Source organism: Anaerolentibacter hominis (assembly GCF_032380675.1).
Taxonomy (GTDB): Bacteria; Bacillota; Clostridia; order Lachnospirales; family Lachnospiraceae; genus Anaerolentibacter; species Anaerolentibacter hominis.
Map to the genome: position 1 here is coordinate 74,615 of NZ_JAWDIX010000006.1, position 26,685 is coordinate 101,299.

A 26,685-nucleotide genomic window follows, 5' to 3' on the forward strand; every position below is an offset into this window, starting at 1 on the left:
AAAGTGAAGAATGAAGAATGGAGTGAAAGCTGCGGTACAGCCGCAAGTGAAAACATTCCTTCGGAATGGGGAAAGGCGGACTGCAGCCCAAGGCTTTGTCCGGTGAAAATTGCAGCAAAGCTGCAAGTGAAAATGTATGTTAATATGTTATTTGACACAGGCCTGCAGTGGTTATTTGAATTAGAGGATGGATTGGATGAAGAAAAAGAAGAGCTTTTCATTCATAATAATAATGGTTCTATTGTTTTTTATTTGCCTTCTAGTGAATCGTAAGAATAATGCAGATAGCCTTACAGGTTTACAGCTGTCTTTGGAGTCCGCGCTGTTACACTATGAACAGGCCCATCCGTTATATGTTACCTGGCCCTGCGATGAATTGGAAACGGATTATCCGCTGATTCTTCCCTGCAAAGAGGATCGCTATGTTATTCTTCCGGAGGGCATAGAAATATTTCCGGTTGAGTACAATGATGATTTGCAGGAGTACCAGCTTCCGATGGGAATGCCTGATCATGGGAAAATCACCTGGTTTAAAGAAAATGTCTGGGATAATGAACAGGTAACGATTGTACCATCAGAGAAAGGTTCATACTTCGGGAGTCCTTATACAGAAGAGGAGAAAGACAACCTTCTTTATCTTTTGGAGGCCTTATCAAGTTATGCAGGCACGAATAAGGGAATGATTAAAATCCATATGAGCAATGGGCTAATACAGATTGATCAGATAGAAGATGCTCCCTTTGCATCACTCCGAATGGCTTTGGTTTCTCTGAAAGAGGATATTAAAATTAATGTGTTTTATGGAACCGGAGATAAGATTGCATGGCTTCAAAAACACCTGCTAACTGATGACAATGTTCATTATGGTATGTTCCTGAACGGAGAGGATAATAACAGGGCTGATCTGACAGATCGGTCGAAGCTCCAAAAGGCTCCCAGGCATACATGGTCAAAAGCTGACAGTCTTGTGGTAACGGTTGCAGAGCCATGTTCCGTTTCTGATGTCTGTCTTGATGTAACGATAACAAATAACAGTGACACGGAGCAATGGTTAGAGCGTTATTTTGCATTTGAGGTGTTGCTGGAAGGGACCTGGTATTCGGTACCCCGGCGGATGGAGGGGGTTGAGTATACAATTGATAATTTCCCTTATCGGATTTTACCGAAGAGCAGTCAAATAATACGCTTTCATCTGGAGGAGTATGCTTCCCTTCTTCCAGGAAAGTATAGATTGGTGAAACGCTTAAAAGACGGTCCGGCAGTTTATGCTGAGTTTGAAATGAAATAATAATAGAGAAAACCCTTGAAATCAACTCGTTTTCAAGGGTTTTTTCTACGTTGGGAGTTTCTTCGCTATTCTTCTGCCAGCCGGTAGTACGAAATTTGGATGAAAAAGCTGGATTAGATCAAAAGAACAAACGGCGGCACGCTTTGCGAACCGCCTTATTGTAACAAAAAAGGAGCTTACCGTGATAAAGCGGCAGGCTCCTATGTAAATGTGCGGTTGTGCTATTTCTCCGGCAGTTTGCACACATCAACCCAGGACTGGGCATGTGATATGGCAAACAGTTCATCGCAGGTCATCTCTACTGCACTGCTGCTGCTTCCCGCGGCGGGAAAGACCGACGCAAAACGTTTCATCGACTCGTCCAGATAAACGGGCACGTTTTCCGGAACGGCAAACGGACAGACACCCCCTACCGCGTGACCTACCATGGCGGCAACTTCGTCGACCGGCAGCATTTTTGCTTTCAGGCCAAAGGTATCTTTAAATTTCCGGTTGTCCACTTTGGCATCCCCCGCGGCAACCACCAGGATACATCCATCGTCTTTTTTAAAGGAAAGTGTCTTTGCGATCCGTGCCGGAGCAACATTTAAGGCCTGCGCTGCCAGCTCAACGGTTGCGCTGGATACGGTGAATTCCTGAATCCGGTCTTCTACATGGTACTGGCTTAAGTAGTTTCTGACTTTTTCTACTGACATTGGTCATTCATCCTTTCTTGCGTTCTGCCAAGCTCGCTTCGTACTGCAGCTGCGTCAGACAGCGGTGATAATTTCTATTTTGCTTCCTGACATCCTCCTTGGAAAGCCCTCTGTAAAATAGGATATCCCGGCAAATGAAATCCATATCAACCTTCGTGGAGGTGTCCAGGAATACGATATCAATAATATCATTGGTCATTTCCAGATCCACACGGCAGGTTCCGGCGATTTTATGCTTTCGATATACCGGAAATTCAAACCGGCGGATATCCAGATTTAATGCCTGTGAGGGGTAATTCATGGCCTCCTCAAACCTTGCATCCATAGCTTTCGCGTAGGCCTGCAGCAGTTCCTGATCCGGCGTTTGGCCCCTTGGAAGCTCCGGTATCCGGACAGTGAGCAGCTCCGGCATCTCGTTCATGATAATGTCTGATTTTATGACATCCTTTGCGTGATTGCTCAGCGGCACCTGTACCGCGTTCCAGCGCTCTTTTAAATACGGAATCAGATCATAAATCGTCCGATTAGTATAGTTTACATCCTTAAGCAGCTCTTCCGGGGACCTGCCCGCAGGAGCCTGCTGTTTTTTCTTTTTCTTACTCTTCTTTTTCTGGACAATAAATATAGAAGTGGGTCCGTCGCTGCTCTGGATCACAGATGTGGCTGCGGCCGAGTGCCGGCGTCCGGAAAAGATGCCGCGGATAAAGCGGCGTATTTTGTATAGATGCATGGACATTACCTCCTGTGAACATATAAAAGAATAGCATAAACCGGCAAAAAAAGAAAGGAGAAAGGGAAGGATGGCCGGAAGGGGGGTTCTATGCTATACTGGCATTAATTAAGTGGTTATACGGAGGAAATCATGGGGAGAATGGTGAAAGAATTAAATTACAAGCATACGCTGTATGCAAGTTATACCGGGTTTATCACACAGGCGATTGTCAATAATCTGGCGCCGCTGCTGTTTCTGACATTTCAGAATACATTTTCTATTTCTCTGGCGCAGATTGGGCTGTTGGTATCAATTAATTTCTGCGTGCAGATGGTGGTTGATTTTCTGGCGACTCGCTTTGTTGACCGGCTGGGCTACCGGGTATGTATTGTGACGGCTCATATTCTGGCGGCAGCAGGGGTGGCGGGCCTGGGGATATTTCCCTATCTGCTTCCAAGCGCTTATGCTGGGCTGATGCTTTCTGTGATTATTTATGGAATTGGCGGGGGATTGATTGAGGTGCTGATCAGCCCTATCGTGGAAGCATTGCCAGGGGAAGAGAAAGCTTCTGCTATGAGTCTGCTGCATTCTTTCTATTGCTGGGGGCATGTGGGTGTGGTTTTGCTGTCAACCCTTTTCTTTGTCACCGCAGGGATCGGGCACTGGTATATCCTGCCCCTTTTGTGGGCCATTGTACCGCTGTGCAACACATTTGTCTTTGCAAAGGTTCCGCTGTGCAAGCTTGTAGAAGACCAGGAGAAAATGTCAGTGAAAGGCCTGATCGGTCTGAAATTGTTCTGGATGTTTATACTGCTTATGATCTGTTCCGGCGCTGCGGAACAGGCGATGGTACAGTGGGCTTCCCTGTTTGCGGAGTCCGGTCTTGGGGTTTCCAAGACGGTTGGCGATCTGCTTGGCCCGTGTGCATTTGCTGTGTTGATGGGGTTAAGCAGGGTATTTTATGGCAAATTCGGAAGCCGCATTGACTTGAAGCGGTTTATCCGCCTGAGCAGCATCCTCTGCATAGGCAGCTATCTGTTGGCGGCACTTTCACCGTGGCCGCTGCTGTCACTGGCAGGTTGTGCTTTATGTGGATTGTCTGTGGGCATAATGTGGCCGGGTACACTAAGCCTTTCCTCCCGTTTCTGCCCCCAGGGAGGGACGGCGATGTTTGCTCTGTTAGCTCTGGCGGGTGATGTGGGCTGTGCTCTGGGGCCGGGATTGGTTGGGAGAATTTCTACTGCTGTAGAACAAGGAAAAGCGGCATGGAGTCAGGTTTTATTCCCCGGTCAGCCGCTGGCGGAGATCGGGTTAAAGACCGGGCTTACGGTGGCGGTGATATTCCCGCTGGTGATGTTTGCCGTGGTGTGGGGAGTGAGGAAGTGAAAATGTCCCTGGGGGACAGTGAAAATTAATCAGTGATGCTTAAGGGCAGTGCCGTACTGCGGGTACTGCCCTTATACTTTGATCATCAGCCTGCTGTGACCGCTGACATTTCTATTTCTTCGTTGTCTTCACTACCGCGAAGGGAGACAGGCTTGTAAAGCTGCCCCTGACAGTGCTTCCATCTGCCGGGAGGGTATAGGTTTCCAGCACTTTCTTCTTACAGTGCAGGATGGTAAGCATTTCACCTTTATCTGTCTTACTTACCGGGAATTCCACATACAGGATTCCTTTATAAGAACCAGAGCTCAGGCTGATATTATAGAGAGCGGTCAGCTGACCGGCTTTGCGGGATCGGAGGATATCGTCGCAGGCATAGCAGGAGCCTGCTTTGTGCAGGCCTTCTTCCTGCACAGACAGGACGGCATCTTTGGAAAAATAGCCGGACACGGTTATGCCGGAATCCTCATGGGAGAGGGTACGCCAGAGATATTCCGGCCCTTCCCCGGTGTAGCAAAAGCGCGCGGTGACAGTGACCGCTTCCGCAGGCATGATGAAGGAGGTATCAGGGCTGTCAGGGTGGGAAAAGGAGCCGCCGCCGGAAGAAATCCAGCCGTCGAAGGAATAGCCGTTATCCGGTACGGCCAGCAGGGAAATGGAGGTGCCGGGGACAAAGGAGGCGTCAGTTCCCACAGAGATCCTGCCGCCCGTATCCGCCAAAAGAGTGAGGGGATAGGTGATGGGGGCGGGGATAAAGCCGGGACTGCCGCCTGGTTCCTCTTGAAGGGTCCAATCGGGCAAACAGAGGGTATGCTTGTTCCAACTCTCGGTATAACCTGCTGCCCCGGAGGGGTAGAAGATTGTGCCGCGGTAGGAAACACTTAAAAAAGTATTGGGGCCAACGGCAGGGGGGAGGGTACTGCGAAAGGACAGGGAGTTCAGGTTGGAACAATCGAAAAACGCAAAATCCTCAATGGATTCCAGAGCGGCAGGGAAGGTCAGGGCTGTCAGGCTTTTGCAGTCGTAAAATGCAGAATTCCCAATGGATTCCAGAGCGGCAGGAAAGGTCAGGGCTGTCAGGCTTTTGCAGCCGAAAAACGCATAATCTCCAATGGATTCCAGAGCGGCAGGAAAGGTCAGGGCTGCCAGGCTTTTGCAGCCGAAAAACGCAGAATCCGCAATGGAGGTCACGCTTCCCGGTATAAGGAAGGAAACGTCTTTTTTTGTCATCGGATAGAGAAGAAGGGAGGTCATGGCGTAATTATAGAGCACGTTGTCCTGTGCTTTAAAATATAGATTGCCTTGAGCCACAGATACCGCCTTCAGGTTTTCACAGTCGCCAAACGCATGTTTTCCAAGGGCCTTCAGGTTCTTCGGAAGGGTTATATCTGTCAGGCTTTTGCAGCCGTCATACGCAGAATCTCCAATGGATTCCAAACTACTGGGAAGGATCGCACTATCCAGACTGCGGCATAAGAAAAATGCCCTATACCCGATAAACTCCAGTTGACCGGGCAGAACTGCATCCTTTAAATTAATGCAGTCGGAAAACGCAGAATCCCCAATGGTTCTCAGGCCGTCCGGAAAGTGTACAGCTGTAAGTTGGGAAATAGTAACGAATGAAGAAGGATCGTTTTTTATCTGGCGCAGGCTGTCCATAGCAGAGAGATCCAGGGAGAACAATTGAGTCCAGCCGCTGCTATCTGTAAACCGCTCCAGCAGATACTTCCAGTTATAAGCGGTAATCTCCGCCGCCTTGCCGGTGAGTTTGATCCCGGTAACATCCGCTGACTTTTTCCCCGACTCACTTAGGGCAGTATCTATGGCATCTTTCATACTGCTGGCACCCATGCTGGTATTGTTGTCATTGCTGTCAAACGTCACTTCGAGGATGTTCTCAGAAGGATCGGCTGCGGAGAGGGTATAGTCCCCGGATAGTGGTTTCAAGGCTGCATCAGCAGAGCCGGGAGAGCCAGGGGCTCTTTGAACGCTGATTTTTTGTGGGGGGGGGGGGTATAAACCGCTGGACTCATTTTCCGTATGGTTCCGGGCCAGACAGACCGTACCGGAGAGCAGAACGGTGCCAAAGAACAGGGCCAGGCATAACAGAAGTTTTTGGTACATCGTTGGAATGTTTGTCATAGTATGTTCCTCCATATCGTTGTCTAAAATCAACTCTTATTTCATGTTTCCTTTGTGGGTACCGGGTCCAGCAATGCCAGCAGATGTATTGCCACTTCCCGGATGGGACGGGACTGGCCGTCGGTAAGATAACCGGATTTTGCGGCCATCTCGATGATATAATCGGCCTGCCGTATCCATCGGGCAGCACTGCTGCAGTCATTGTCCCGGACAGAGAGACCGGCGCCCACGCCGCAGTCCAGGAGCTTGCCGCATAAGGGAAAATCCCTGGAATCCTCGTTCAAGTAGCGGACAAGTTCAGCCACACGTACAGAAAAATCATAAGCCGCATCATAGATATCCATATCTTCCTCCTCTCAGTTTCCTGATCGTTGATTTATAACGTTGCTTTCAATAAAGCGTAACACAGCAGAGGAAAAAGAAAAATCATACGGTATGAGGTTTTAAAAAATTTATTTTCGGACAGATTTATACGGATAGAAAAAAGTACGAGGTTTTCTAACGAGTAAAAGAGGGGTATAATAATGATGGAATAGTGAAGAACGGAGTGAAAGCTGCGGCAAGGCCGCAGGTGAAAGCGTTCCTTCGGAATGGTTAAGTATGGACGCAGACCTGCGTCCAACGAAAATCGCAGCACAGCTGCGAATGTAAAAGAGATAGGCCACAATGCTTATGGAGGTTAAGATATGGGCGAATTGACGAAACTGCCAAATATAGGAAAGGCTATGGAGGAACAGTTGATTGCGGTCGGTGTGGAATCAGAGGATCAGTTGAAGGAGCTTGGAAGCAGACAGGCCTGGCTGAGGATTAAGGCGATTGATGATTCTGCCTGTTATAACCGGCTTTGTGCTCTGGAGGGAGCGGTTCGGGGTATCCGGTGGCATGATTTGCCTGCGGAGGTGAAGGCGGATCTGAAAGAGTTCTATCATTCTTTTAAGGGTTAAGGGTATGGTCAGGGAGTCATGGAGAAAGGTACGTTATAATGGGCAGGATATTATCTATCTTCTGCAGCGCAAACCGGTGAAGAATGTGAATCTTCGTATCCATCCCGATGGCTGTATTTATGTTTCTGCTGATCCGCGGATAAGAGCAGAGCAGGTGGATGAGATTGTATGCTCAAAGGGAGCATTTATTTTTAAGGCTCTGGCCCGTTTTCAGGAATTGGAGAAGCAGAAGCCTGGGCCGAGGCAGTTTATGACGGGAGAGATTTTTAATATTCTGGGGAAGCCGTTTTCCCTGTTTGTGCAGGGGGGAGAACCAGGAAATGTTACTTTGGATGAAGGAGCAGGGACGATTTATCTGACCGTGAAAGACTGCGCCGATTTTTCAGAGAGGCAGAAGCAGATGACTCTTTTTATAGACAGGCTATGCAGGGAAGTGTTTGCGGAAGTGACTGGAGAGATTTATCCTGCTTTTCAGATGTATAGAGTTCGGATGCCTGTGTTGAAGGTTCGGACGATGAAGTCCCGCTGGGGAAGCTGCATACCGGCGAAAGGGATCGTAACGCTGAATAAACGGCTTCTGGAATTTCCCAGGGAATGTATCGAGTATGTAGTGCTGCACGAATTCAGTCACTTCATACATCCCAATCACTCGAAGGAGTTCTATGCATTTATAGCGGGGTACATGCCGGACTGGAAGGAGAGAAGGGATATGCTTAAGGGTTAGCTGCCGATAGTGCGCAAAGAACGGTGCTTATACTTATAATTTATGCCAAGCAGCAAAAACAATCATTGCCGCAATCGATTATTCCCGTTCTTTTATGGTTATGGTTACAATGTCTCCAGGCTGTTTATTTATCGCTGTCCGGATATCTTTTCGCAGGCCCAGGATATGGCCGGGTGTCTTCATTCGGACCAGGCTGCCATCATAGGGGAAACCGTCAAATGTAGCATGTACTTTTACCCTGCCTTTTCCAAATTCCTGCATGACATCAAAAGGAAATTCAATATAAGCCCCGTCGATATCCGGTACCTTCTGTATAACTGCCTCAAACTGATATTGTTTTTGATTCATGATGTCTCCTTGTACTGGAATAATTGTGGTATATGGTATGGTAATAGGAAAAGGATGGAGATATACAATATCTCCATCCTTATGTGTATATTCTAATGATAATTTGCAATGTTTATATCATTTATATGCATAGTGGGACGAATGATTCAGCATTCAATCATCATAGTCATCATCGTAATCTACGTCATACTCCAGGATCTTGCCGGTATAAGCATCAATCTCCAGATCATATTCATAGCGGCCCTTAATCATTTCGATCTCATAAGTCCAGCGGCCGTCATCTTCATCCAGCTTGCATTTTACGATAGTAGCATTCGGAACTTTGGCACGGGCGATTTCTTTGGCTTTCGCTGTGCTGATCTTTGTCTTAGAGGAGCTGCTGGCCGTTCCTTTGTACACAGATTTCTTAACATCGATATCCCGCTCCAGAACTTCGCCTGTCTTTGGGTCAATATCATAATCGCCGGTAAAGTCATCCGCGGTGAAGGTTACTTTATACTTCCTGTAACCATCGTCTTTTTTCAACTTAGTGGATGTGACATCAATGTTTTTGAGTTCTGACGTAACAGCCTTTTCGGCGGTTGACTTACTGATCTTGACAGTGCGGCTGCCCCTGTCGTCATCTTTCTCACTGTTAAAGCTTTTTAACTTACCTGTTTTAATATAGATGTCAACTTCATAAGATTCCTCATTTTTCTCATGATAATAGGTCATCTCGTAACATCCGTCATCTTTTTCTGTAGAAATATGAATACTGTTTTTGGGAACATAGGACTCTGCAATGTCTTCCGCTTTGGACATGCTTACGGAAGCAGCGTTTGCGCTAACCGCCGGGAATGCCATTGTAATCACTGCCGCCGCAGCCAGAACAGATGCAAATAATTTCTTCTTTTTCATATGCTTCACCTCATATAATAATTTTTTTGACATTATGCCTATTGTAACCGATTTGCGGGTCGGTTTTCTTTTGATGCTATCATCATAACAGAGGAAAATTAAAAAAAGATTAAAGAATGAAAAAAATAATTTCGTTGTGGTATGATAATTTAGCAGGTAATTATCATAATAGGGGATTAAGGAATGAGAGATACAATAAAAAGCAGGTTTTACACCATTTCCAGGCTGCTGATCATTATACTGCTGCCGATGGCTGGTAAATTAAAAATACCGTATATCGTTTTCTTGAGCGTAACTATACTATGCTTTGGTCTTGGATTAATATTTTATACAAGATCCTATGAAGATTATAAAAAGGATCTGGGATTTTGGGAAAAAGTGGTTTTTTCGGTTATTTTCGTGATATTGCTGATTGTTAAGAGAGAAATGGTATGTGTATTTTAAATATAGAAAGAAAACGCCGGGGATAAGTTATATTATCCCCGGCATTTAATTATAGAAAATCCTTACAGAAAACCAAATGATCAAATCATCTTAGTCCAGATCGATCAGCTCGTATTCTCTTGATCCAAGACCCAGAGCAGCAGCGGCTTCCACCGTATGAATACCGTTGCGGCTTTCTATCCGTTCAATCAGAGCGGCCTTCCCGCTGTCAGGTGAGTCATAAACAGCATCCACACTGGCCTGATCCAGGGCTACCGGGTCCAGGGAAGCAAAGATTCCGATGTCCGCCATCTCCGGATCTGCCGGATTTGCGGCGCAGTCACAGTCAACAGAGAGCTTATTTGCCACGTTGATATAGGCTATATTTTTTCTTCCCATATAATCCATAACGGATTTATCCGCATCTGCCATAGACTCCAGGAAGGAATCATGATCGGCGGTAAACATAGCATCGTAATCCTCACTGGTTGCGGAGGTATGAATCAGAAGCTTTCCGCGGGAGGAAGCAATGCCGATAGACATATTTTTTAAGGCTCCGCCCATGCCGCCCATAATATGTCCCTTAAAATGGGAAAGAACCAGCATGGAATCATAGTTTTTCAGGTGCGCGCCTACATAGTTCTGCTCCAGATGCGCGCCGTTCCCGACGGGGAGGGGCATCTCGCCGTCCTCGTCCATAATGTCACAGGGAGCGATAGACATAAATCCATGATCTTTAAAGGTCTGCCAGTGGGCTTCTGTTGTATTTCTTCTGCCTTCATATACAGTGTTACATTCTACAATTGTTCCGTTTAACTTCTGCACCAGAGGTTTAATCAGGTTAAAGTCCAGAAAATTATGACCTCCGGGTTCTCCGGTTGAGATCTTGATTGCTGTTCTGCCGTTCAGTTCGGCGCCCATGGCCTCATAAATTTTAGTCAGAGCTTCCGGTGTAATTTCCTTTGTAAAGTATACCTTAGATTTCATTGTGTGTCTCTCCTCTCATGCAAATGGATTGATGCGAATCGCTTATCGGAAAACGTTTCCGACAAAAAGATCATAGACCTTAAAGTTAACTTTAAGTCAATAGTTAATTCACACTTTAATCTAAAAAGTTAAATAACATTCTTCGGTAGTATTTCTTCATTTTTCCATCTTCATTGCCCCATTCAGAGGAAGCAGTACGGAAAAACGACTCCCCTGTCCCGGTGTACTTGTAACAGAGATACTCCCGGCATGTGCCTGTACGATCCATTTTACCATGGGAAGCCCCAGGCCGCTGCCGCTTTCTCTTGCTGAACGGGAAGGGTCGGCCTGATAAAAGCGATTCCATATTTTATCCAGGTGTTCCGGCGCTATTCCGATCCCGTTGTCTTCCACTTCGAGAAGACAGCAGGCTTCCTGCCTGCGGAGCCGGACGCGGACTTCACCGCCTCTTCTGTTATAGCAGACCGCGTTGTTAATAAGATTGGTCAGCATGCGCAACAGAAAGGTCTGATCTCCTTCTATAATCAGATCTTTTTCCAGGTCCGGATACAATGAAATACCCCGTTCTTCTGCTTTCAGGGAAAGTTCTTCACAGACGATCTCACACAGCTCACTGAAATTGACGGTCTCAATTTCCAGCTGAAATTTACCGTTGTCTGCCCGGGCAAGGGTCAGCAGCTGGGATACCAGCGCGGACATTTTCTTGGCCTGGCGCAGGACAGATTCCAGCACCTCTTTATGTTCCTGCTCTGTCTTGGCCTGCTCCAGACCGTACTCACACTGAGACAGTATAATGGCAATAGGCGTGCGCAGTTCATGAGAGGCGTCCGAGGTAAATTGCTTTTCTGATTCGAAGGAAGCCTGCAGACGGTCAAACATGGAATTAAAGGTAAGTCCCAGCCTTGCCACCTCGTCCCTGGAACTGTTCTGCTCTACCTCAATCCGCAGAGACAGATCTCCGCCGCCGCTGATTGCGTTTGCCGTATCAATGATAGACTGAACCGGACGGAATGCTTTCCTGGTAATGATAAATCCGCCTGCGGCAGTAATAACAAGAAACACCGGGGCCATAACCAGAGCGGTGAACAGCATCAGGCGTATGGTGGATGTGACTTCAGCAATGGGCAGCACGCCCCGAATCCAGATGCCCTGATCTGACACGGACGTATAGAGATCGTAGACAAAGCAGCTGGTGCCGTCTGTCGCCTCCACCGTTTTCACATAATCATCTTCCAGAAGGGCATTTACTTTGATACCCCGGCTTCCGGCCGGCGCCAGCAGACGGCCCTGTTCATCATAGAGAAACAGGGAGACTCCGGCAACGTAAAAATCCAGGGCATCTTCTTCCACCCCGTTCCGGGAAAGCTCGATATCCGGGATCAGTTCGGATACGGTGCTGGTCAGAAGCTCTCTGGACTTCTCCAGCTGAATCCGGTTGGAGAGCGTGAAAATATAGGCCAGTCCTATTCCTACCAGGAGCAGGACAAGCAGAGTGTACCAGAGTGTAACACGGGTTTTTATGGATAAACGTTTTGTCATATTCGGCTCATTTCTGTATGCAGGCAATACGGTCAGGATTCTTCCTTCAGAACATACCCTGCGCCTCTTACCGTGTGAATCAGTTTTTTATCAAAGGGATCATCCAGCTTCTTTCTGAGATAGCGGATATAGACATCCACTACATTGGAACCTCCCTCAAAATCATAGTTCCAGACGTGGTTTTCTATCTTTTCCCTGGACAGGGTAATGCCCTGATTGCGCAGCAGATATTCCAGAATTGCATACTCTTTGCTGGAAAGGGAGATTTCCCTGCCCGAACGGACGACGGTGTGTTTTGCCACATCCATAACCAGTTCACCCAGCGTCAGCTCGTTGGACGCCTCATCTGCCTGCCGGCGCAGCAGTACACGAATTCTTGCCAGCAGTTCCTCAAAGGAGAAGGGCTTGACCAGATAGTCGTCCGCGCCGGCGTCCAGCCCCTTTACACGGTCTTCGATGCTGTCTCTTGCCGTCAGCAGCAGGACCGGGGTTTTAATTTTTTTGCTCCGCAGCTCCCTAAGAAGGGTAAGGCCGTCTACCTTCGGAATCATAATATCCAGGATCACCAGATCGTAATCGGCAGAGTCCAGATAGTACCGGGCCTCTTCTCCATCCCCGCAGCCGTCTGTGCCGTAATTTTCAGCGTTCAGCCGTTTGACCAGCACTTCTCTCAGATCTTTTTCATCTTCTACAACAAGCAATCTCATAGTTTGATTTCCTCTTGCCTAATGGATTAGGGTGTCAAAAGCACCGTAGGTGCAATGCTCATACTATATATGGATATGTGAGCAAGCTAACATATCCATATATAGTACAGAGCCAATGCTTTGCACTGTTTTGACACTCTAATCCTGCCGGCGAATCAGTCTTGTTTCAGTAATAAGTAACTCTTGATCGTGTTATAAGTTTCCTCTTTCAGCTTCTCATAATTTACCGAAGCGTGATTATGAAACGTTTTTTCCGCTGCCAATGCTTCTATTAAAATATAAACGAGGTAGTATTTCTCAGCCAGGTAATCTGTTTTGATATGATGCGCAGCCAAAGCATCCACAACAGCGTCCATAAAGGTGTCTTCAAAATGGCTGAATTTATCCATTATTTCTGTATCTTCCAACTGCATATTAGCCAATTCCGTCAGCGCCGTATAGGAACCCCGGTAGATCTCAGTTAAGACTTCGATACATCTGTCTAAAAACGAATCAATATGAAACGGTTCATCAATATTGCGGAGTGAATCAAGAAGTTCATTAAAATATTCTCCTTCCAGAAATTCTTTAAAAGCCGCTATAAATATATCTTTTTTGTCCTTAAAATAGCTGTACAGAGCGCCGGTTGATATCCCTGCTCTCCGGCAGATCTGTGTTGTAGTGGTAGCATAGTACCCCTGTTCACAAAATAGTTCAAAGCCTGCCTTAAGAATCTTATTCTTTTTCTCAATCGCACGGCTCTGCTGAGGTTTTCTGATATCTGGCATATAGGTTCACCTGCTTTCAGCAATAGTATACTACATCAAAAAACCAGCCGCAAGGGAAAATGCGAACTCTAATTCGTGTTTTCCCTTGACAGCATAGGACTCTCCGCATATAATAAGAATACGAATAATAATTCATATTATAAGGAGATGGCAAATGGAAGAACAAGTAAAAGTAAAATTAGCAGAATCGCTTACCTCGGAAGATTTGGAGATTATACCGTATCTGCCCTATCTGTTACAGGATTTTTGGGAGCTGGGCAGTTCACCTGAGGAAATGATGCTTTTCTTTAAGAAATATATACCAACAGGCGGCGATACAAAAGTGCTGGATCTGGCCTGCGGAAAAGGAGCGGTATCCGTACGGCTTGCAAAAGAACTGGGAATTAAGGTGAAAGGAATTGATATACTGCCGGAGTTTATCTCCTATGCAGAAGGAAAAGCGAGAGAATACGGGGTTTCCCATTTGTGCGAGTTTGCGGTAGAAGACGTCAATCTTTCTATAGATAGGGAACGGGGTTACGACTGTGTAATTTTTGGTGCGGTTGGGGATATTTTGGGTGATTACAGGCAAACCCTGGCAAAATTGCTGCCTGCCATAAAAACCGGTGGTTTTCTTCTGATTGACGATGCCTATGTATCCGATGAGGCGGTAAACAGCAGGCTTCAATTTGAAAAGACGTATCCTTCCTATAATGAATGGTGTAAATATTTTGAAGAGTCAGGACTGCGGCTGGTCGAATGTAAGGATGATATGAATATAAGCTCTGACGTGGCCGATAAGGAAATGAACTGGATCACTTCGCGCGCAAATGAACTTATAAACAAGTATCCCGCACAAAAAGATATGCTTGAACGATATGTAATCAGCCAGCAGGCGGAGTATAATGATTTACGGAGCGACCTTATCGGTGCTGTGTGGCTGCTGCAAAAGAGATAATCGGTTATTGCATACATGCCGGCTCCTTTTTAATGTTTCTTTAATCCTAACAGTGTATCATTGTTTCAGATACAAACGATTGCAGGAATTTTTGAGCAGCTGTACATGCTCAGGATCAGAAAGGATGTTTTATAGTTATGAAACGATATATTCCAATGCTGTTTCTTTTCATAGTCTGCTTCCTGCTGACCGGATGCGCCAGACAGTCTGACCGCCGGACGCAGGCTATTTCCGATCAGGCAGAAAATGATAAGAGCACGCAGCAGACGACTGGAGATAAAGAAGGCGGAGAACTGACAGATGCAGGAGACAGCGCGGAGGGGGATCAGTCCCCGGATATGAATCCTGCAGATGCCGGGGAACTGAACTTAAACGAATTGATGGACCAGTACTATCTTGCGGCCGCCGAAAAGGAAGCAGTAGAAATACAAATAGAAAAGGTAGAGCAGCAATATCGTATGGGGAAACTTTCTCAGGAAGAATTTAATGAACGATACCAGGAACTTGAGATCCGGTATCAGGAATTGGACCAGAGTAAGAAGGATTTAAAAGGAAAGATCAAAGAGCTGGGCTGGGACCATGAAATACCGTTGGAAGCAAAGGACTTACCGGCTCTGCCGGAGTCAAAATCCCAGTTAATACGGCTGATGGAGGAATATGACCGGCAGGAGGATGAACTGGAAGAGGAAATTGACCGTCTGGAAAATGCTTATTATAACGGGGATATAGAGCTGGAAGACTTTAAAGAACAGACCGCAGAACTGGAAAAGCAGGCAGATCTTGCGGATTATTGTAAGGACGAAATCGAAGACAAGCTGGAAGCCCTGGGCTGGGATGATTGAAATACGCAAGTGTAACAAAATGTATGAAAAGAGGCCGGCGCAAATTATGATAATTTGCGCCGGCCTCTTGCTATGCAGAGAGATTTAAGGCTGTAACCCCGTGGGAATAAATAATTTAAAAATAATTTTATAATTTGTGAGCCGTTTTGAAAAGTCCTCCCCTCTTTATTAGTATAAGAGGATAAAAAGGGATAACAAATCCCTGTTGATGGATAAGTAGAGGAGACGGTGAAGATGAAACAGTTTAAGAAGAAAATTAGTGTTGCGCTTGCTTTCCTGTTAGTTATTGCGATGGTACTTGGTAATACCGCACCGGCATTTGCGTCGGAGGGGGCTGAAAGTACGGAAGGCGGTCAGCTCGGTGATGCTGAGAACAACACGATAACGGGCGATGACGAAAATAAAAATGAAACCGGCAATGACGAAAACAAAGACGAAACCGGCGATGAAGAAAATAAGAACGAAACCGGCGATGAAGAAAATATGAACGAAACCGGTGGTGATGAAAATAAGAACGAAACCGGCGATGATGAAAATAAGAACGAAGCCGGTGATGATGAAAACAAAAATGAAACCGGTGATGATGAAAACAAAAATGAAACCGGTGATGATGAAAATAAGAACGAAGCCGACGATGATGAAAATAAAAATGAAACCGGTGATGATAAAAATAAGGATGAAACCGGCGATGATGAAAATAAGGATGAAGCCGACGATGATAAAAAGAATGCGGAGAAAGAATCCCATACAGTAACATTCCGGTACCGCCGTCCGGACGGTCAGTTCGTAGAAACGACTCAGGAAGTAGTGGACGGGGAAGCAGCAGTAGCACCGGACTTTGAAAAGCGAATTCCCGGATGGGTTTTTCAGAAATGGAACATTAAATTCAACAACATAACAGAAGACATAACGGTAAAAGCCAAATACAAACAAAAAGAAAATGTTTATGTAGTTAATTACTATCTGAGTCAAGAATTGCTTGATGCAGGATATTCCTTCACGGGGCATTATCAATTTGATGATGATTCCGGTCCTAATGCTATTAAGTGGCTGGCTATGGGTGACTATATTTCGAGAGAGGTTAAAACCAGTAATAAAGACGTCAGATATGAAATGCATCCAAAGATGCTTTTAGACGGTCATAGAGATGACTGGTTATGCGCTCCTTATTTATATGATGTTACAAACGGAGTCTTTGAAGGCCAGACAGTAGGAACCTATTCACAGGACCCTACACCGGGCAGATATAGCATTAACTTTGATCCGGCATTTAAGAATTATGATTTTAAAGCAGGGGCAGTTATTAATATAGAGGTATCTTTCGGTGTATCTCCCACTGTAACATTTTTAAATGCGGATGATACTGTTCTTTCAGAGCAGCAGGTTATATGGGGGGCTTCCGCACAGATGCCGGCAGATCCGGCAGATAACGGCCCTTGGGTATTTGATCACTGGGAATTGGTTTCTGATTATAAAGAGCTTGCAGACATAAATTGTGTCCGTTTCGACATGACCTACAAGGCGGTATACCGCTTTGAGGGATACACCATTAACTATTACCTGGATGACGAACTGAAACAGGATTTTGTCCTGAAAAATAATGACAGCGATGTTTATTCAGTAGAGAAAAAGTTAACTGACAAGATTACCGCATTTGGCGTTTTTCTGAAAATACCAGGAACAAGACCGGCTCAGTATATGAAGGCAGTTTCCATGGAACTGCTGAATGATGTAACAGGCACTTATAAAAATCAGCCGATTACCTTTAAGGCGGGAACCATTGTATCCGTATTTGACGGTACGGACGCCAAGGTAGACTATGCGAGCGGATTTGGTCATACTATCTTTGATAAGGATACGGTAATCGACATTAAGGTGCACGCGGTTACCTATAAGGTTGAATTTGTAAATGAGGATGGTGCATCTTTAAAAACACAGCAGGTAATTCATGGATATGGGGCTGCTGCACCGGCTGACCCGGAGGTAAAGGGTAAGAAGTTTATCGGCTGGGATCAGGACTTCTCTGTAATCACAGGAGATTTAAAGGTAACGGCTCAGTTTAAGAAAATAGACAATGGATCGACGACAGATCCAGTTGATCCGGATACGCCGGTAACCCCGGACACCCCGGTAACCCCAGATACGCCGGTAACTCCGGACACCCCGGTGACACCAGATACGCCGGTAACCCCGGATACCCCGGTGACACCAGACACCCCAGTGACACCAGATACGCCGGTAACCCCAGAGACTCCAGAGAATCCGACCACCCCTGAGGGTCCGGGAAATGAAAACGGACAGGATACGGCAATTGACGATGCAGTAACTACAACCCCGGCTAATCCGGCAGCCCCTCAGGCTCCGGGAACCGGCAATATAGGTACTGCGGGAAATAATAGTGTGACGGTTTATAATAATCCGGGTCAGCCTGCGGGTCAGACAGTAGAGCTTCCGGATGAGCAGGTTCCGCTGGGTAATGGTTCACAGATCGATGGCTCCGAAGATAACGGCTATGACCTGACAACCATTCCGGATGAATCCGTACCTCTCGGCAGCGGCGAGATGGGCTCCGGTGAGAGCGGTCATGCATGCTGTATTCTTCACTTCCTGATTCTGCTTGTGGCTTTCGCAGTGGAAGCGGTATTTATCTGGAAGAGAAATCAGCATCAGAAACGTATGTACGAATTACAGGAAAAAGTAAACCAGTAAATATTGATATAAAAAAGCGGAAGGAGATCGCTATGTTAAATATAATGACAGGTGCATTTTGTAAATGGGATATTCCGGCACTGATTGTACTGCTTCTTATTGCGGCTGTGTTTATTGTACACATGGTACGGTATAAGAAGAGACAGAACAGTCTGGAACAGCAGCTTAATCAGCAATTGGAGGATAATTCCTCTAAATAAATCATACACCTAAAAGGACCCGCAGCTTCTGGCTGCGGGTCCTTTTACCTTTTGGCGATGTCGGTTAATCCTCATCGTCCTCCTCCTCATCCTCGTCAAGATCATCCTCATTATCGTCGTCATCATCCTCGTCCTGCCAATCTGCTTCGTCATCCTCGTCGTCTTTATCTTCCTGATGATTTCTATTGCCGGGCTGAACCGGTTTCTGTTTGCCGTGGTCTTCGTCATCTTCATCCTCGTCCTCAGGATCGAATTTGTTGTCATCGTCATCCAGGTCATCAAAGTCGTCATCGTCGTCCGGTTCATCCCTGTCGTCATCTATATCTCTGTCATCCGCCTCATCGTCATCCGGATCTTCCTTCTCCGGCCCGTCATCATCCAGATCCAGAATATCATCATCCACATCATGAATTCCCTTTTGCTCCATTACATCGTCCAGGGCATCATGGTATTCATCAACCAGCTCATTCAAATCCACATTTTTCTGGGAGGCAAACGCAATCAGATCTTTCAGGCTTGTTCCGGCCAGATCTGCCGCGGTCAATGTCTTATCCTCCTGTAAAATGCGTTCCACAATCGTATATTTTCCGGCGGACATCTGATTGTTGTGAGCGTCTGCTAAAAGCTGTTCGGATACGTCGATGGATTGTTTTAAAATCGTTGCGTTCAGCTTTCTGACATTCAGGTAATTGGAGACACTGGTATTTACCTTCTCCAGCAATGCGGGGGAGGTGGTCTTTTCATCCGCGGTGATCAGTATCTTATTATCACTGTTATCTGTAAGATAACCTGCCAGGTACAGGCGGTCCACAATATCTTCCACCACATCGTCCAGTTCATTGCTGTCCATAGCATAGCCGGTGAGCAGTTCCCTTGCATCCTGATTGGCAGGATGAATGGCAACAACTCTGTTGTTCCGGTCTGTCTCCAATTCAATACTGGGATTGACGTCAATAGCGATATAACCATGCGGGACAGCAGAAAGTTTAAGTATCAGTACGAACAACAAACAAACAACGGCTGCTGCGCCGCCTAAAACCCAGAGTAAATTTTTCTTCATCTTTAACATAGTAATCCTCTCCTTTAAACATTTATTTTCAGTGATAACAGATTTACCGGCCGGTATTTCGTTCTCTCATGAAGATAACGCGGAGGATTACAGTTTTATCGCATCATAATTAAACTTTTTTATTCTTCGTGTTATAATATTGAAAATAGAACTGGAGGACATAATAAATGAGTACAAAGGGACTACTGGCAAGAGTTTTTATTCCGACGGCAATCTTTTCGCTTTTATATTTGCTGGCCGGCTATATCTACCCCATACCACATTTACTGCTGTTCTTTATTCTGGCGGCTTTGGTACTCATGCCGATCGAGCTGGGAATTATTCTGAACGCCAGTAAAAAAGAGTATGGAACCTGGTCGTTGAGAAGTGCATTTAACGGGCAAAAGAAAATACCGGTTCTGCAAATACTGATTATCGCCTTTTGTTTCTTCGGCATTGCCGGTTTGCTGTCGGCCTTTGCAGCGCCGGTTGAAAATGGTATCGTTGCAGGCATGAGAGAAACAGTGTTAAGCTGGCTTCCGGCAGGCTTTGACTGGACTGATTTCGAATATCTCAGATCGTTTTCCAGGCCCACCCTGGTCTTGACCAGCGTGGTCTATGTGGTCTTTAATGTATTTCTCTGTCCGATCACGGAAGAACTGTATTTCCGGGGCTATTTAACATCCCACTATCAGAAGCAGAACTGGTTTACGCCAATTCTGATAGCAATTCTGTTTTCGCTGTATCACTTCTGGCTGCCGTTTCATAATATATTCCGTATATTAGCCTTCGCTCCGGTTGCCTATGTGAGCTACAGGAAAAAGAATTTTGGTATCAGTATTGTTTTTCACTGTTTGTGCAACCTGTTTTCGACTGTCAGTTTTATTGCGGCGGTGTTCGCGTAGATGGACAAAGAATTGCAAAGGATGGTATAATGTCATCAGACATTATACCAGTGCCGAAGCGCTTAAGGCCGCAGGCCTTTACCAATGCGCGAAGTGCACATCTCCCGGAGGGTATCATAACGTTTTGCAGTTGCAGTTATGATATAATGTCATCAGACATTATACCGCTCTCTATAGAAGCGGCTGAAATGCAGTATGGCAGCAGACAGGATTCAGAAAGGACGGGTGATCGTGATGAGTGATGAGAAGGTTGTAAAGATTTATACTGCAGAGGATAATCTGCAGGCAGACATGATCCTGGATACGTTAAAGAATAATGGCGTCCCTGCGTACAAGATTGATGAAGGAGCAGGCGGGTTCATGAATATGTATGCCGGAAGTTCTATGCTGGGTGAAGATATTTATGTGGCAGAAGAACAGGCAGAACTGGCTGCAGAAGTTATCGAAGGCATGGGGCTGGATATCAGCCAGGAAGAACAGGAATAGCACTGGAAATGAATAAAAAGAAAAGACCCGGCCGGAAAGCGGAGCAGAGACTAGTTGTCTTACTTCCTTCCCGGCCGTTTTTGTCTGTTAGGCCTGTGATTAGAGAAAATGAAAATCAAACAGGTACCTTACAAAAAGTGTTGACAAATTTATCAGGTACCTGTAGAATAAATACAACAGGTACCTGATAAATAGAAAAAGTGAGGTAAAATGAATGTCTGAATATATGAAAAATAAGGAACTAATAGAAAAAATGATGCATTTACAGTGGCTGATTCAGAGACAGCATGTGCAGATGCATGGAAGACGCGGCCCCTTTGCTGACCCCACAAGAGGACAGGGCCGTGTTCTGGCACTGCTGAAAATGCAGCCGGAGATCAGCACCAGGGATTTGTCTTATGTGCTTAATATACGGCAGCAGTCCTTAAGCGAATTGCTGGGCAAATTGGAGAAGGCCGGATATATTACCCGATCCCAGATGGAAAGCGACAGGCGTGTGGTGATGGTAAAGCTTACGGAAAGCGGAAAGTCGGCAGAACAGGAATCTCCTGCTTTCCCTGACTTGTTCGGGTGTCTGAATGAAGATGAGCAGGCAGCTTTTGGAGATTATCTGGACCGGATCATCGCAAGAGCAGAAAAAGAACTGGGAGAAGATGGCCGGAGAGATATGGAACACTGGATGGCACAGGCCAGGGCCAGGATGGGAGACGATGCCTTTGAAGATCTTATGGCAATGCGCCGCAACGGATTTACAGCCTTTGGCAATGAGGATCACCGCCGTTCCAGAGGAAGACGGGAGGAAAGAAGATACCGCGAGCACTGCCGCATGAGGGCAGGACAAGAGAGACAATAATAGATCATCTGCAGAAGATTGATTTAGATAGAAAGAAGGGAAATAAAACGATAGCTAATATGGATACGGAAGAACGCAGTATAGCAGGAAAGCGTTCCGGGTTAATAGGGCTGTTTGGGAATCTGATACTTGTTATTATTAAGACCGCTGTCGGTCTTATGAGCAACAGTGTGGCTATTACTGCCGATGCCATGAATAATCTGGCGGACTGTACTTCATCACTTATCATGCTCTTGAGTTTTTCGCTTTCCAGAAGAGAAAAGGACAGGGTGCATCCGTACGGCCACGGGCGTATGGAGTATGTTTGTGGTTTTGTCATAGCCCTTCTTATTTTATTTACAGGCGTCTCCGTCGGGGTTGATGGTTTCAAACGGCTGCTGACACCGCAGCCGATTATAATTACGGGACTGACGGTTGCTGTCCTGTGTATCAGTATAGCGGGAAAATTCGCTATGGCATGGTATATAAGCCGCTGCAATAAGAGCGTGGATTCTACTGTACTGAAAGCTGTATGGAGAGATAACCTATCCGATGCTCTTGTAACAGCAGCTGCGTTGGCTGGCCTGCTGGCTACTCCGCTTACGGCCATTCCTGTAGACGGAATACTGGGAATAGCTGTGGCTGCCGTAATCTTAAAGTCCGGTATCTGTTCATTCTGTGAAAACGTTGTACTGCTTTTAGGAGAAGGAATTGACCCTGATACGGAAGACAAAATCAGGAAGCTTGTGTCAGAATATATTCCGGCTAAATCCATAGAAGAGATTTCTCTTCATGATTACGGTCCACAAAACAGGCTGGTTTATATCAGAATAGGAGGAATGCCGGCTGAGAGTTTGCATGATAACCCACAAATCTTATTCCGTATGAAGCAGAAAATGGAACAGGAAATGAAAATGAACGCCACTTTGTACTGGGATGTACCCCAAGCCCCTGATTGAAGAGCCGGCACTCACGGTGTTGTCTGCAGGGATAACTCCGCCGGCTGTAATTTATCGGCCGGCGGAATTTATTCTTCGGATTCATCAGGTTCTGTTTCATCCTCCGCGTCTTCGCCTTCATTCTCATTCTTATCATTAACCACATCATCTTTGTCATCCGAATCATCTTCGCCATCCGAATCATTTTCGCCATCCGAATCACCTTCGCCATTTGAATCATCTTCGCCATCCGAATCACCTTCGCCATTTGAATCATCTTCGCCATCCGAATCATCCCTGTCATCCGAATCATCGTTGTCGTCAGAATCATCTTTATCGTCAGGTTCCTCCCTGTCGTCCGAATCATCTTTATCGTCAGGTTCCTCCTTGTCATCAGGTTTCTCCCTGCCGTCATGATCGTCCTTCTCATCCCGATCGTCCTCCTCCTCATTACCTCTATCAGAATCTCTATCTGAGGGTACGGAGGGCTTTTCATCATTAGGAGGCGGCGTAACGGGAGACGTGACTGGTATCGTTTCATCGTCATTCAGCAGCAAAAGCAGGTCATTTATATTCCTGCCAGCCAGTTCCTCCAGGGTATAGGCAGGGTTTTTATCCATTATCCGTCGGATCAGGGCAAGCTTACCCTCCGTAATACCGTAATCGGCAGCTATTTTGGAAGCTTCCTTTTCCGGCGTGATCACCTGCGAGACAACCTGCGGGGCAATGTTTTTTTGAGCCAGATAGCCCTGTATCTTCTGATCGAGAAGAAAAACCAGTTCGTTAGCGCTCTTTTCCTTTTTCTCCTTCACGGTAAGAAGCAGCGCGTTGGTTTCTTCTTTCAGATATCCCTGCTCCACCAGACGGTCCAGAATATCACATATTACAGCATCTGCGGTACGGCCCTTATAACGGATGCCCCGGACAACAGCATCCGCATCCGAATTGACTGCCTTCAGGGAGAGCAATGTCCCCTTCTTATTAAGGGTCATTTCAATGGAAGGATTAACGTCCAGGCTCACTGTGGCGGCGGCAATCCGATAGGAGGAGATCCAAGCGCCTGCCATGATACAGATGAGCAGACAGCAGAATGCGGCCGCGGTCCGGTAAATCAGGGGGCGGGACAGCCGTGCAGGGGGTTCCTGGCGGGTATACGCGTCCGGTTCTTTCATTTTGATCACGGGTATATTCTCCAGCTCTTTCACATCCGTCCGGGGCAGCCGGGACACAGCATTAGAAAGCCGTTGTTCAATTTTCTTCATGTTCATAACCTCCCTGCTCCGTCAGATATTTTTTTAGTTTCTTAAGGCCCCTGTTGTAGCGGGATAAAACAGTGGAAAGGGGCTTTCCAAGGCTTTTCGCAATCTCGGAGTGTTTCAGACCGGAGACGGCGTGGAGAAGAATAATATTGCGCTCTTCCTCCGACAGCTGATTGAGAACGGCCCGCAGCACCATCCGGTCTTCCGGATCGGAAATATAGGAATGAAGCGTATCATTTTCCAGATCCGTAGTTTCAAAAGAATCGGTTTTCGCGTGCTGACGCAGCCGGCTGGCGGCCAGGTTTCTGGCAATGGTGAAGATCCAGGCCAGCGGCTTTCCCATCGGACGGTACAGATGGGCGGCGGCCCTTATTTTCAGAAAAGTATCCTGCACCACGTCCAGAGTATCCTCAGGATTGCGGAGAATAGAGAACACATAGGCATAGACCGTGCGTTCGGACAGTTCATAGAGCATGCGGAACGCTTCCCTATCATCCTGCCCGATCCGGCGGATTAAATCTTCATCAATCTGTAGTTTGGAATGCATCGGCGCGGTCCGTCCGTTCCCGATGATGCCGCAGAATAGTAACATAGCTCCTCCTGTGGATCACGCGCCGCTAAGCGGAAAACACACGGCGTGTATCACTTCTATCTATATAACGTTAGTTGTTCTGTTTTTATCGCATGGATCGCATCTTAATTTCATCATGCCACATCAGAGGACTTTTTGAAAGATTCTTTCATTAAAAAAGCGCCGGCTTAAGCGGCGCTTTTTTGCTTGCATCGGAATACTGCGAAAAACAGGATTCCTTTTATAGCAGTTATTTTTCCTGCATTTTTACAATCAGCTTATAGAAATCCACTCCCGGCGGGAGGGCATTACAGTTAATATTCTCATTTAAACCGTGAATACTTTCATACTGCTGCTTGGTGATAGCCAGAGGCGCAAAACGGATACAGTCATTACAGATATCCTTATAGAATTTGGCATCTGTGCCTCCGGTCATAACATAGGGAGACACACCCACGCCGGGATAAATCTCGTTGATGGCCTTTTCCACAGAGAGAAAAGCGCTGCCTGTGTAATCTACCACCGGACAGGGATAGTCTTTGTAGATAACTTCCGTGTCGATATCGTATTTCTTTGCCAGCTCACTGATCAGGGAGATACTTTCATCTGTGCCCTGATGGGGAATGAAACGCAGATTACCTGTTACATATGCTTCCTGCGGAAGCACGTTTAATCCGTCGGAGCCCTTTGCCGTAGTAAAGGCAATCGTCGTGCGGAGCATAGCCGCACCGGCGGGGCTGATGGACGGCATCAGCTTTTTCAGCAGGGGCTTAAACAGCCAGAGGTTCGCAAATACTACCTTCATACCGAAGTTCATATTAGGCATTACCCGGCGGAACATCTCCTGAACCGTGGGATTAAACTCCGAGCGGAAGGGGTAATGTTTCTCCACCTCACAGATAAAGGAAGCAAGTCGGGCGAGAGGAGTATGAGGCATAGGCGCGCTGGCGTGGCCGCCCTTGCCCTTTGCAATAAATTTAACATCGCCATAGCCTTTTTCCAGTACGCCTACCATAGCGTAGGTCCCCTTTACGCCGCCGATGGGCTCTTCCATGATCATTCCGCCCTCGTCGATCAGCATGCCCAGCTTGACGCCGTTCTCTTTCAGATACTGAACGGTGAGCGGGGCGCCTTCTCCGCTCCACTCCTCGGTACAGCTGCTTGCCAAATAAACATCACAGGCGGGAACATAGCCCTCTTTCATCATTTCCTCCGCAGCGGTGAGAAAACAGAATAAGCTTCCCTTGGTATCCACCGTTCCGCGGCCCCAGACAGCTCCGTCCACGATCTTGCCGCCGAACGGCTCCTGTTCCCACTTGCCGCCTGCTTCTACCACATCATGATGGCTCATGAACAGGATCGGATCACCCTTTCCCTGGCCCGGCCATTTAAAGAGCAGGCTGCCGTTAAATACATGTTTTTCACAGGTCTTGTGAATATTGGGGAAAAGCTCCTCCAACACTTTGTGAAATTCTAAAAATTTACTCCGGTCCTCGTCGTAGCGGCTGGAAACCGTCTCCTCCCGAACCATTCGGGAAAGTGTTTCCGCATACTGCTTGGAACGCGCGGGATCACCCTTTGTGGGGACTGCCGTAACAGCAGGAGTAGGCTTTAATACAGCGGCGCGGATAAGCACGACCGCAGCCAGCAGAACAATAACCCCAAGCACTGCCAGCAAAATCCATAACCACAGCATATCCATTTCCTCCTTTTATAATTTTCCCTTCTTAAAGAGCATATAGCCGATAGCAAGAGCCAGACCGCCGGCCGGAATAAGCAGAAGGCTGGTCTGAGAAATCGCCGCGGGCATCAGGACACAGAGCAGTGTCATGAGAACGAACGGTACAATTGCTATTTTGATGCTCTTTGCAAAATATTTCAGACCCAGCGCACCGAACAGGGCCGGAACCACATTGTCAAAAGCAGGCAGAAGCGCGGGGTTTTCCAGCACCGGGGTCAGCGGCACCAACAGCAGAACTCCCACAAAGATAACCAGCATCGTGACAAGAGAACTGGTGGCGATACTTAAGGTTGAGATAATCTCATCCTCCGGAGTGCCGCCCTTTGTCCCCGCGATATCCTTGGCATTCATAGCACAGGGAATTTTCAGATTTGTAATATTACCGGTAATAAACGCCAGATAGCTGCCGCCCACGCCAAGCATGGGAGCATAGACAAGAAATTCCACCACGGCAACCGGGTAATAGATGATTGCTACCTTCAAAAATCCACTTAAAAAGCCCTGTCCGTTCGGCATCACGCCGGAGAACATTCCGAAAATAAACGGAACAGAGACCAGAGCGATGACTCCGATGATCAGAGCAAGTCTGCCCAGAAAGTGGAGACTGCTGTTAAATTTCTCAAAATAAGTTTCTTTTTCCGAATGATTCATGTCTCCACCT

29 protein-coding genes are annotated in these 26,685 nt (G+C 46.7%); 14 read left to right on the plus strand and 15 right to left on the minus strand.

Annotated elements, in window-relative coordinates; translation table 11 throughout:
* The first annotated feature begins 3 nt into the window (after nucleotides 1-3).
* Both ABCW47_RS14615 and ABCW47_RS14620 read left to right on the plus strand, forming a co-directional pair.
* A complete protein-coding gene (locus ABCW47_RS14615) occupies nucleotides 4-273 on the plus strand; it encodes a hypothetical protein (RefSeq protein ID WP_343210675.1) in 270 nt (89 codons plus the stop codon).
* Between the two features lie 37 nt (nucleotides 274-310).
* Nucleotides 311-1,288 (plus strand): immunoglobulin-like domain-containing protein, encoded by a 978-nt coding sequence (locus tag ABCW47_RS14620; RefSeq protein ID WP_343210676.1) that lies wholly within the window; start codon nucleotides 311-313, stop codon nucleotides 1,286-1,288.
* A gap of 221 nt (nucleotides 1,289-1,509) precedes the next feature.
* Here the strand turns inward: ABCW47_RS14620 and ABCW47_RS14625 are convergent, their stop codons facing one another.
* Nucleotides 1,510-1,983 carry a YbaK/EbsC family protein gene (locus ABCW47_RS14625; RefSeq protein ID WP_343210677.1) on the minus strand — a complete coding sequence of 158 codons (474 nt, stop codon included), beginning with the start codon at nucleotides 1,981-1,983 and terminating at the stop codon, nucleotides 1,510-1,512.
* Nucleotides 1,984-1,990: 7 nt separating this feature from the next.
* Nucleotides 1,991-2,713, minus strand: a complete 723-nt coding sequence (locus tag ABCW47_RS14630) for a hypothetical protein (protein WP_343210678.1) — start codon at nucleotides 2,711-2,713, stop codon at nucleotides 1,991-1,993.
* 132 nt (nucleotides 2,714-2,845) lie between these two features.
* On the opposite strand from ABCW47_RS14630, the gene ABCW47_RS14635 reads away from it, so the two are divergent.
* Nucleotides 2,846-4,081 (plus strand): MFS transporter, encoded by a 1,236-nt coding sequence (locus ABCW47_RS14635; RefSeq protein ID WP_343210679.1) that lies wholly within the window; start codon nucleotides 2,846-2,848, stop codon nucleotides 4,079-4,081.
* A 111-nt stretch (nucleotides 4,082-4,192) separates the two neighbouring features.
* Here the strand turns inward: ABCW47_RS14635 and ABCW47_RS14640 are convergent, their stop codons facing one another.
* Together ABCW47_RS14640 and ABCW47_RS14645 are read right to left on the minus strand one after the other, a co-directional pair.
* Entirely contained in the window at nucleotides 4,193-6,220 is a 2,028-nt protein-coding gene (locus ABCW47_RS14640; RefSeq protein WP_343210680.1) for a leucine-rich repeat protein, read from the minus strand.
* 41 nt (nucleotides 6,221-6,261) lie between these two features.
* The gene (locus ABCW47_RS14645) at nucleotides 6,262-6,564 is read right to left on the minus strand and encodes a hypothetical protein (protein ID WP_343210681.1); all 303 of its coding nucleotides are present in this window, start codon (nucleotides 6,562-6,564) and stop codon (nucleotides 6,262-6,264) included.
* 342 nt (nucleotides 6,565-6,906) lie between these two features.
* On the opposite strand from ABCW47_RS14645, the gene ABCW47_RS14650 reads away from it, so the two are divergent.
* Nucleotides 6,907-7,164, plus strand: a complete 258-nt coding sequence (locus ABCW47_RS14650; RefSeq protein WP_343210682.1) for a TfoX/Sxy family protein — start codon at nucleotides 6,907-6,909, stop codon at nucleotides 7,162-7,164.
* A gap of 4 nt (nucleotides 7,165-7,168) precedes the next feature.
* On the plus strand, nucleotides 7,169-7,888 hold the full coding sequence (locus tag ABCW47_RS14655) for a M48 family metallopeptidase (RefSeq protein WP_343210683.1): 720 nt from the start codon (nucleotides 7,169-7,171) through the stop codon (nucleotides 7,886-7,888).
* A 78-nt stretch (nucleotides 7,889-7,966) separates the two neighbouring features.
* Here the strand turns inward: ABCW47_RS14655 and ABCW47_RS14660 are convergent, their stop codons facing one another.
* Complete coding sequence (locus ABCW47_RS14660; RefSeq protein WP_343210684.1) at nucleotides 7,967-8,236, minus strand: DUF1905 domain-containing protein; 270 nt, start codon at nucleotides 8,234-8,236, stop codon at nucleotides 7,967-7,969.
* 153 nt (nucleotides 8,237-8,389) lie between these two features.
* A complete protein-coding gene (locus ABCW47_RS14665) occupies nucleotides 8,390-9,133 on the minus strand; it encodes a PepSY domain-containing protein (RefSeq protein ID WP_343210685.1) in 744 nt (247 codons plus the stop codon).
* Between the two features lie 183 nt (nucleotides 9,134-9,316).
* On the opposite strand from ABCW47_RS14665, the gene ABCW47_RS14670 reads away from it, so the two are divergent.
* Nucleotides 9,317-9,577, plus strand: a complete 261-nt coding sequence (locus ABCW47_RS14670; RefSeq protein WP_343210686.1) for a hypothetical protein — start codon at nucleotides 9,317-9,319, stop codon at nucleotides 9,575-9,577.
* Between the two features lie 90 nt (nucleotides 9,578-9,667).
* Here the strand turns inward: ABCW47_RS14670 and ABCW47_RS14675 are convergent, their stop codons facing one another.
* From ABCW47_RS14675 to ABCW47_RS14690, 4 genes are all read right to left on the minus strand, one after another.
* Nucleotides 9,668-10,543: a DUF362 domain-containing protein gene (locus tag ABCW47_RS14675; protein ID WP_343210687.1), complete on the minus strand. Its 876-nt coding sequence runs from the start codon at nucleotides 10,541-10,543 to the stop codon at nucleotides 9,668-9,670.
* Between the two features lie 156 nt (nucleotides 10,544-10,699).
* Entirely contained in the window at nucleotides 10,700-12,082 is a 1,383-nt protein-coding gene (locus ABCW47_RS14680) for a sensor histidine kinase (protein ID WP_343210688.1), read from the minus strand.
* 32 nt (nucleotides 12,083-12,114) lie between these two features.
* The gene (locus ABCW47_RS14685; protein WP_343210689.1) at nucleotides 12,115-12,789 is read right to left on the minus strand and encodes a response regulator transcription factor; all 675 of its coding nucleotides are present in this window, start codon (nucleotides 12,787-12,789) and stop codon (nucleotides 12,115-12,117) included.
* Nucleotides 12,790-12,944: 155 nt separating this feature from the next.
* A complete protein-coding gene (locus tag ABCW47_RS14690) occupies nucleotides 12,945-13,556 on the minus strand; it encodes a TetR/AcrR family transcriptional regulator (RefSeq protein WP_343210690.1) in 612 nt (203 codons plus the stop codon).
* Nucleotides 13,557-13,710: 154 nt separating this feature from the next.
* On the opposite strand from ABCW47_RS14690, the gene ABCW47_RS14695 reads away from it, so the two are divergent.
* The 4 genes from ABCW47_RS14695 to ABCW47_RS14710 all read left to right on the plus strand — a co-directional run bounded on the left by ABCW47_RS14695 (nucleotide 13,711) and on the right by ABCW47_RS14710 (nucleotide 18,244).
* Nucleotides 13,711-14,493 carry an SAM-dependent methyltransferase gene (locus ABCW47_RS14695; protein WP_343210691.1) on the plus strand — a complete coding sequence of 261 codons (783 nt, stop codon included), beginning with the start codon at nucleotides 13,711-13,713 and terminating at the stop codon, nucleotides 14,491-14,493.
* 137 nt (nucleotides 14,494-14,630) lie between these two features.
* Nucleotides 14,631-15,335 carry a hypothetical protein gene (locus tag ABCW47_RS14700; RefSeq protein WP_343210692.1) on the plus strand — a complete coding sequence of 235 codons (705 nt, stop codon included), beginning with the start codon at nucleotides 14,631-14,633 and terminating at the stop codon, nucleotides 15,333-15,335.
* A gap of 234 nt (nucleotides 15,336-15,569) precedes the next feature.
* On the plus strand, nucleotides 15,570-18,044 hold the full coding sequence (locus ABCW47_RS14705; protein WP_343210693.1) for an ICP22 family protein: 2,475 nt from the start codon (nucleotides 15,570-15,572) through the stop codon (nucleotides 18,042-18,044).
* A gap of 32 nt (nucleotides 18,045-18,076) precedes the next feature.
* Nucleotides 18,077-18,244, plus strand: coding sequence for a hypothetical protein (locus tag ABCW47_RS14710; RefSeq protein WP_343210694.1), 168 nt, complete (start codon nucleotides 18,077-18,079; stop codon nucleotides 18,242-18,244).
* A 64-nt stretch (nucleotides 18,245-18,308) separates the two neighbouring features.
* Here the strand turns inward: ABCW47_RS14710 and ABCW47_RS14715 are convergent, their stop codons facing one another.
* On the minus strand, nucleotides 18,309-19,313 hold the full coding sequence (locus ABCW47_RS14715) for an anti-sigma-I factor RsgI family protein (protein WP_343210695.1): 1,005 nt from the start codon (nucleotides 19,311-19,313) through the stop codon (nucleotides 18,309-18,311).
* Nucleotides 19,314-19,480: 167 nt separating this feature from the next.
* On the opposite strand from ABCW47_RS14715, the gene ABCW47_RS14720 reads away from it, so the two are divergent.
* The 4 genes from ABCW47_RS14720 (at nucleotide 19,481) to ABCW47_RS14735 (ending at nucleotide 22,474) form a co-directional block, all read left to right on the plus strand.
* Nucleotides 19,481-20,197 (plus strand): CPBP family intramembrane glutamic endopeptidase, encoded by a 717-nt coding sequence (locus tag ABCW47_RS14720; protein WP_343210696.1) that lies wholly within the window; start codon nucleotides 19,481-19,483, stop codon nucleotides 20,195-20,197.
* A gap of 195 nt (nucleotides 20,198-20,392) precedes the next feature.
* The gene (locus ABCW47_RS14725) at nucleotides 20,393-20,683 is read left to right on the plus strand and encodes a putative signal transducing protein (RefSeq protein WP_343210697.1); all 291 of its coding nucleotides are present in this window, start codon (nucleotides 20,393-20,395) and stop codon (nucleotides 20,681-20,683) included.
* A gap of 214 nt (nucleotides 20,684-20,897) precedes the next feature.
* Nucleotides 20,898-21,536 carry a MarR family winged helix-turn-helix transcriptional regulator gene (locus tag ABCW47_RS14730; protein ID WP_343210698.1) on the plus strand — a complete coding sequence of 213 codons (639 nt, stop codon included), beginning with the start codon at nucleotides 20,898-20,900 and terminating at the stop codon, nucleotides 21,534-21,536.
* Nucleotides 21,537-21,595: 59 nt separating this feature from the next.
* Nucleotides 21,596-22,474, plus strand: coding sequence for a cation diffusion facilitator family transporter (locus ABCW47_RS14735; protein ID WP_343210699.1), 879 nt, complete (start codon nucleotides 21,596-21,598; stop codon nucleotides 22,472-22,474).
* 68 nt (nucleotides 22,475-22,542) lie between these two features.
* Here the strand turns inward: ABCW47_RS14735 and ABCW47_RS14740 are convergent, their stop codons facing one another.
* The 4 genes from ABCW47_RS14740 to ABCW47_RS14755 all read right to left on the minus strand — a co-directional run bounded on the left by ABCW47_RS14740 (nucleotide 22,543) and on the right by ABCW47_RS14755 (nucleotide 26,675).
* On the minus strand, nucleotides 22,543-23,715 hold the full coding sequence (locus ABCW47_RS14740) for an anti-sigma-I factor RsgI family protein (RefSeq protein WP_343210700.1): 1,173 nt from the start codon (nucleotides 23,713-23,715) through the stop codon (nucleotides 22,543-22,545).
* Complete coding sequence (locus tag ABCW47_RS14745) at nucleotides 23,702-24,304, minus strand: RNA polymerase sigma factor (protein WP_343210701.1); 603 nt, start codon at nucleotides 24,302-24,304, stop codon at nucleotides 23,702-23,704. Before ABCW47_RS14745 ends, ABCW47_RS14740 begins: the two co-directional genes overlap by 14 nt.
* Before the next feature lie 229 nt (nucleotides 24,305-24,533).
* A complete protein-coding gene (locus ABCW47_RS14750; RefSeq protein ID WP_343210702.1) occupies nucleotides 24,534-25,979 on the minus strand; it encodes a M20/M25/M40 family metallo-hydrolase in 1,446 nt (481 codons plus the stop codon).
* A 15-nt stretch (nucleotides 25,980-25,994) separates the two neighbouring features.
* Nucleotides 25,995-26,675: a hypothetical protein gene (locus ABCW47_RS14755; RefSeq protein ID WP_343210703.1), complete on the minus strand. Its 681-nt coding sequence runs from the start codon at nucleotides 26,673-26,675 to the stop codon at nucleotides 25,995-25,997.
* Nucleotides 26,676-26,685 lie beyond the last annotated feature (10 nt).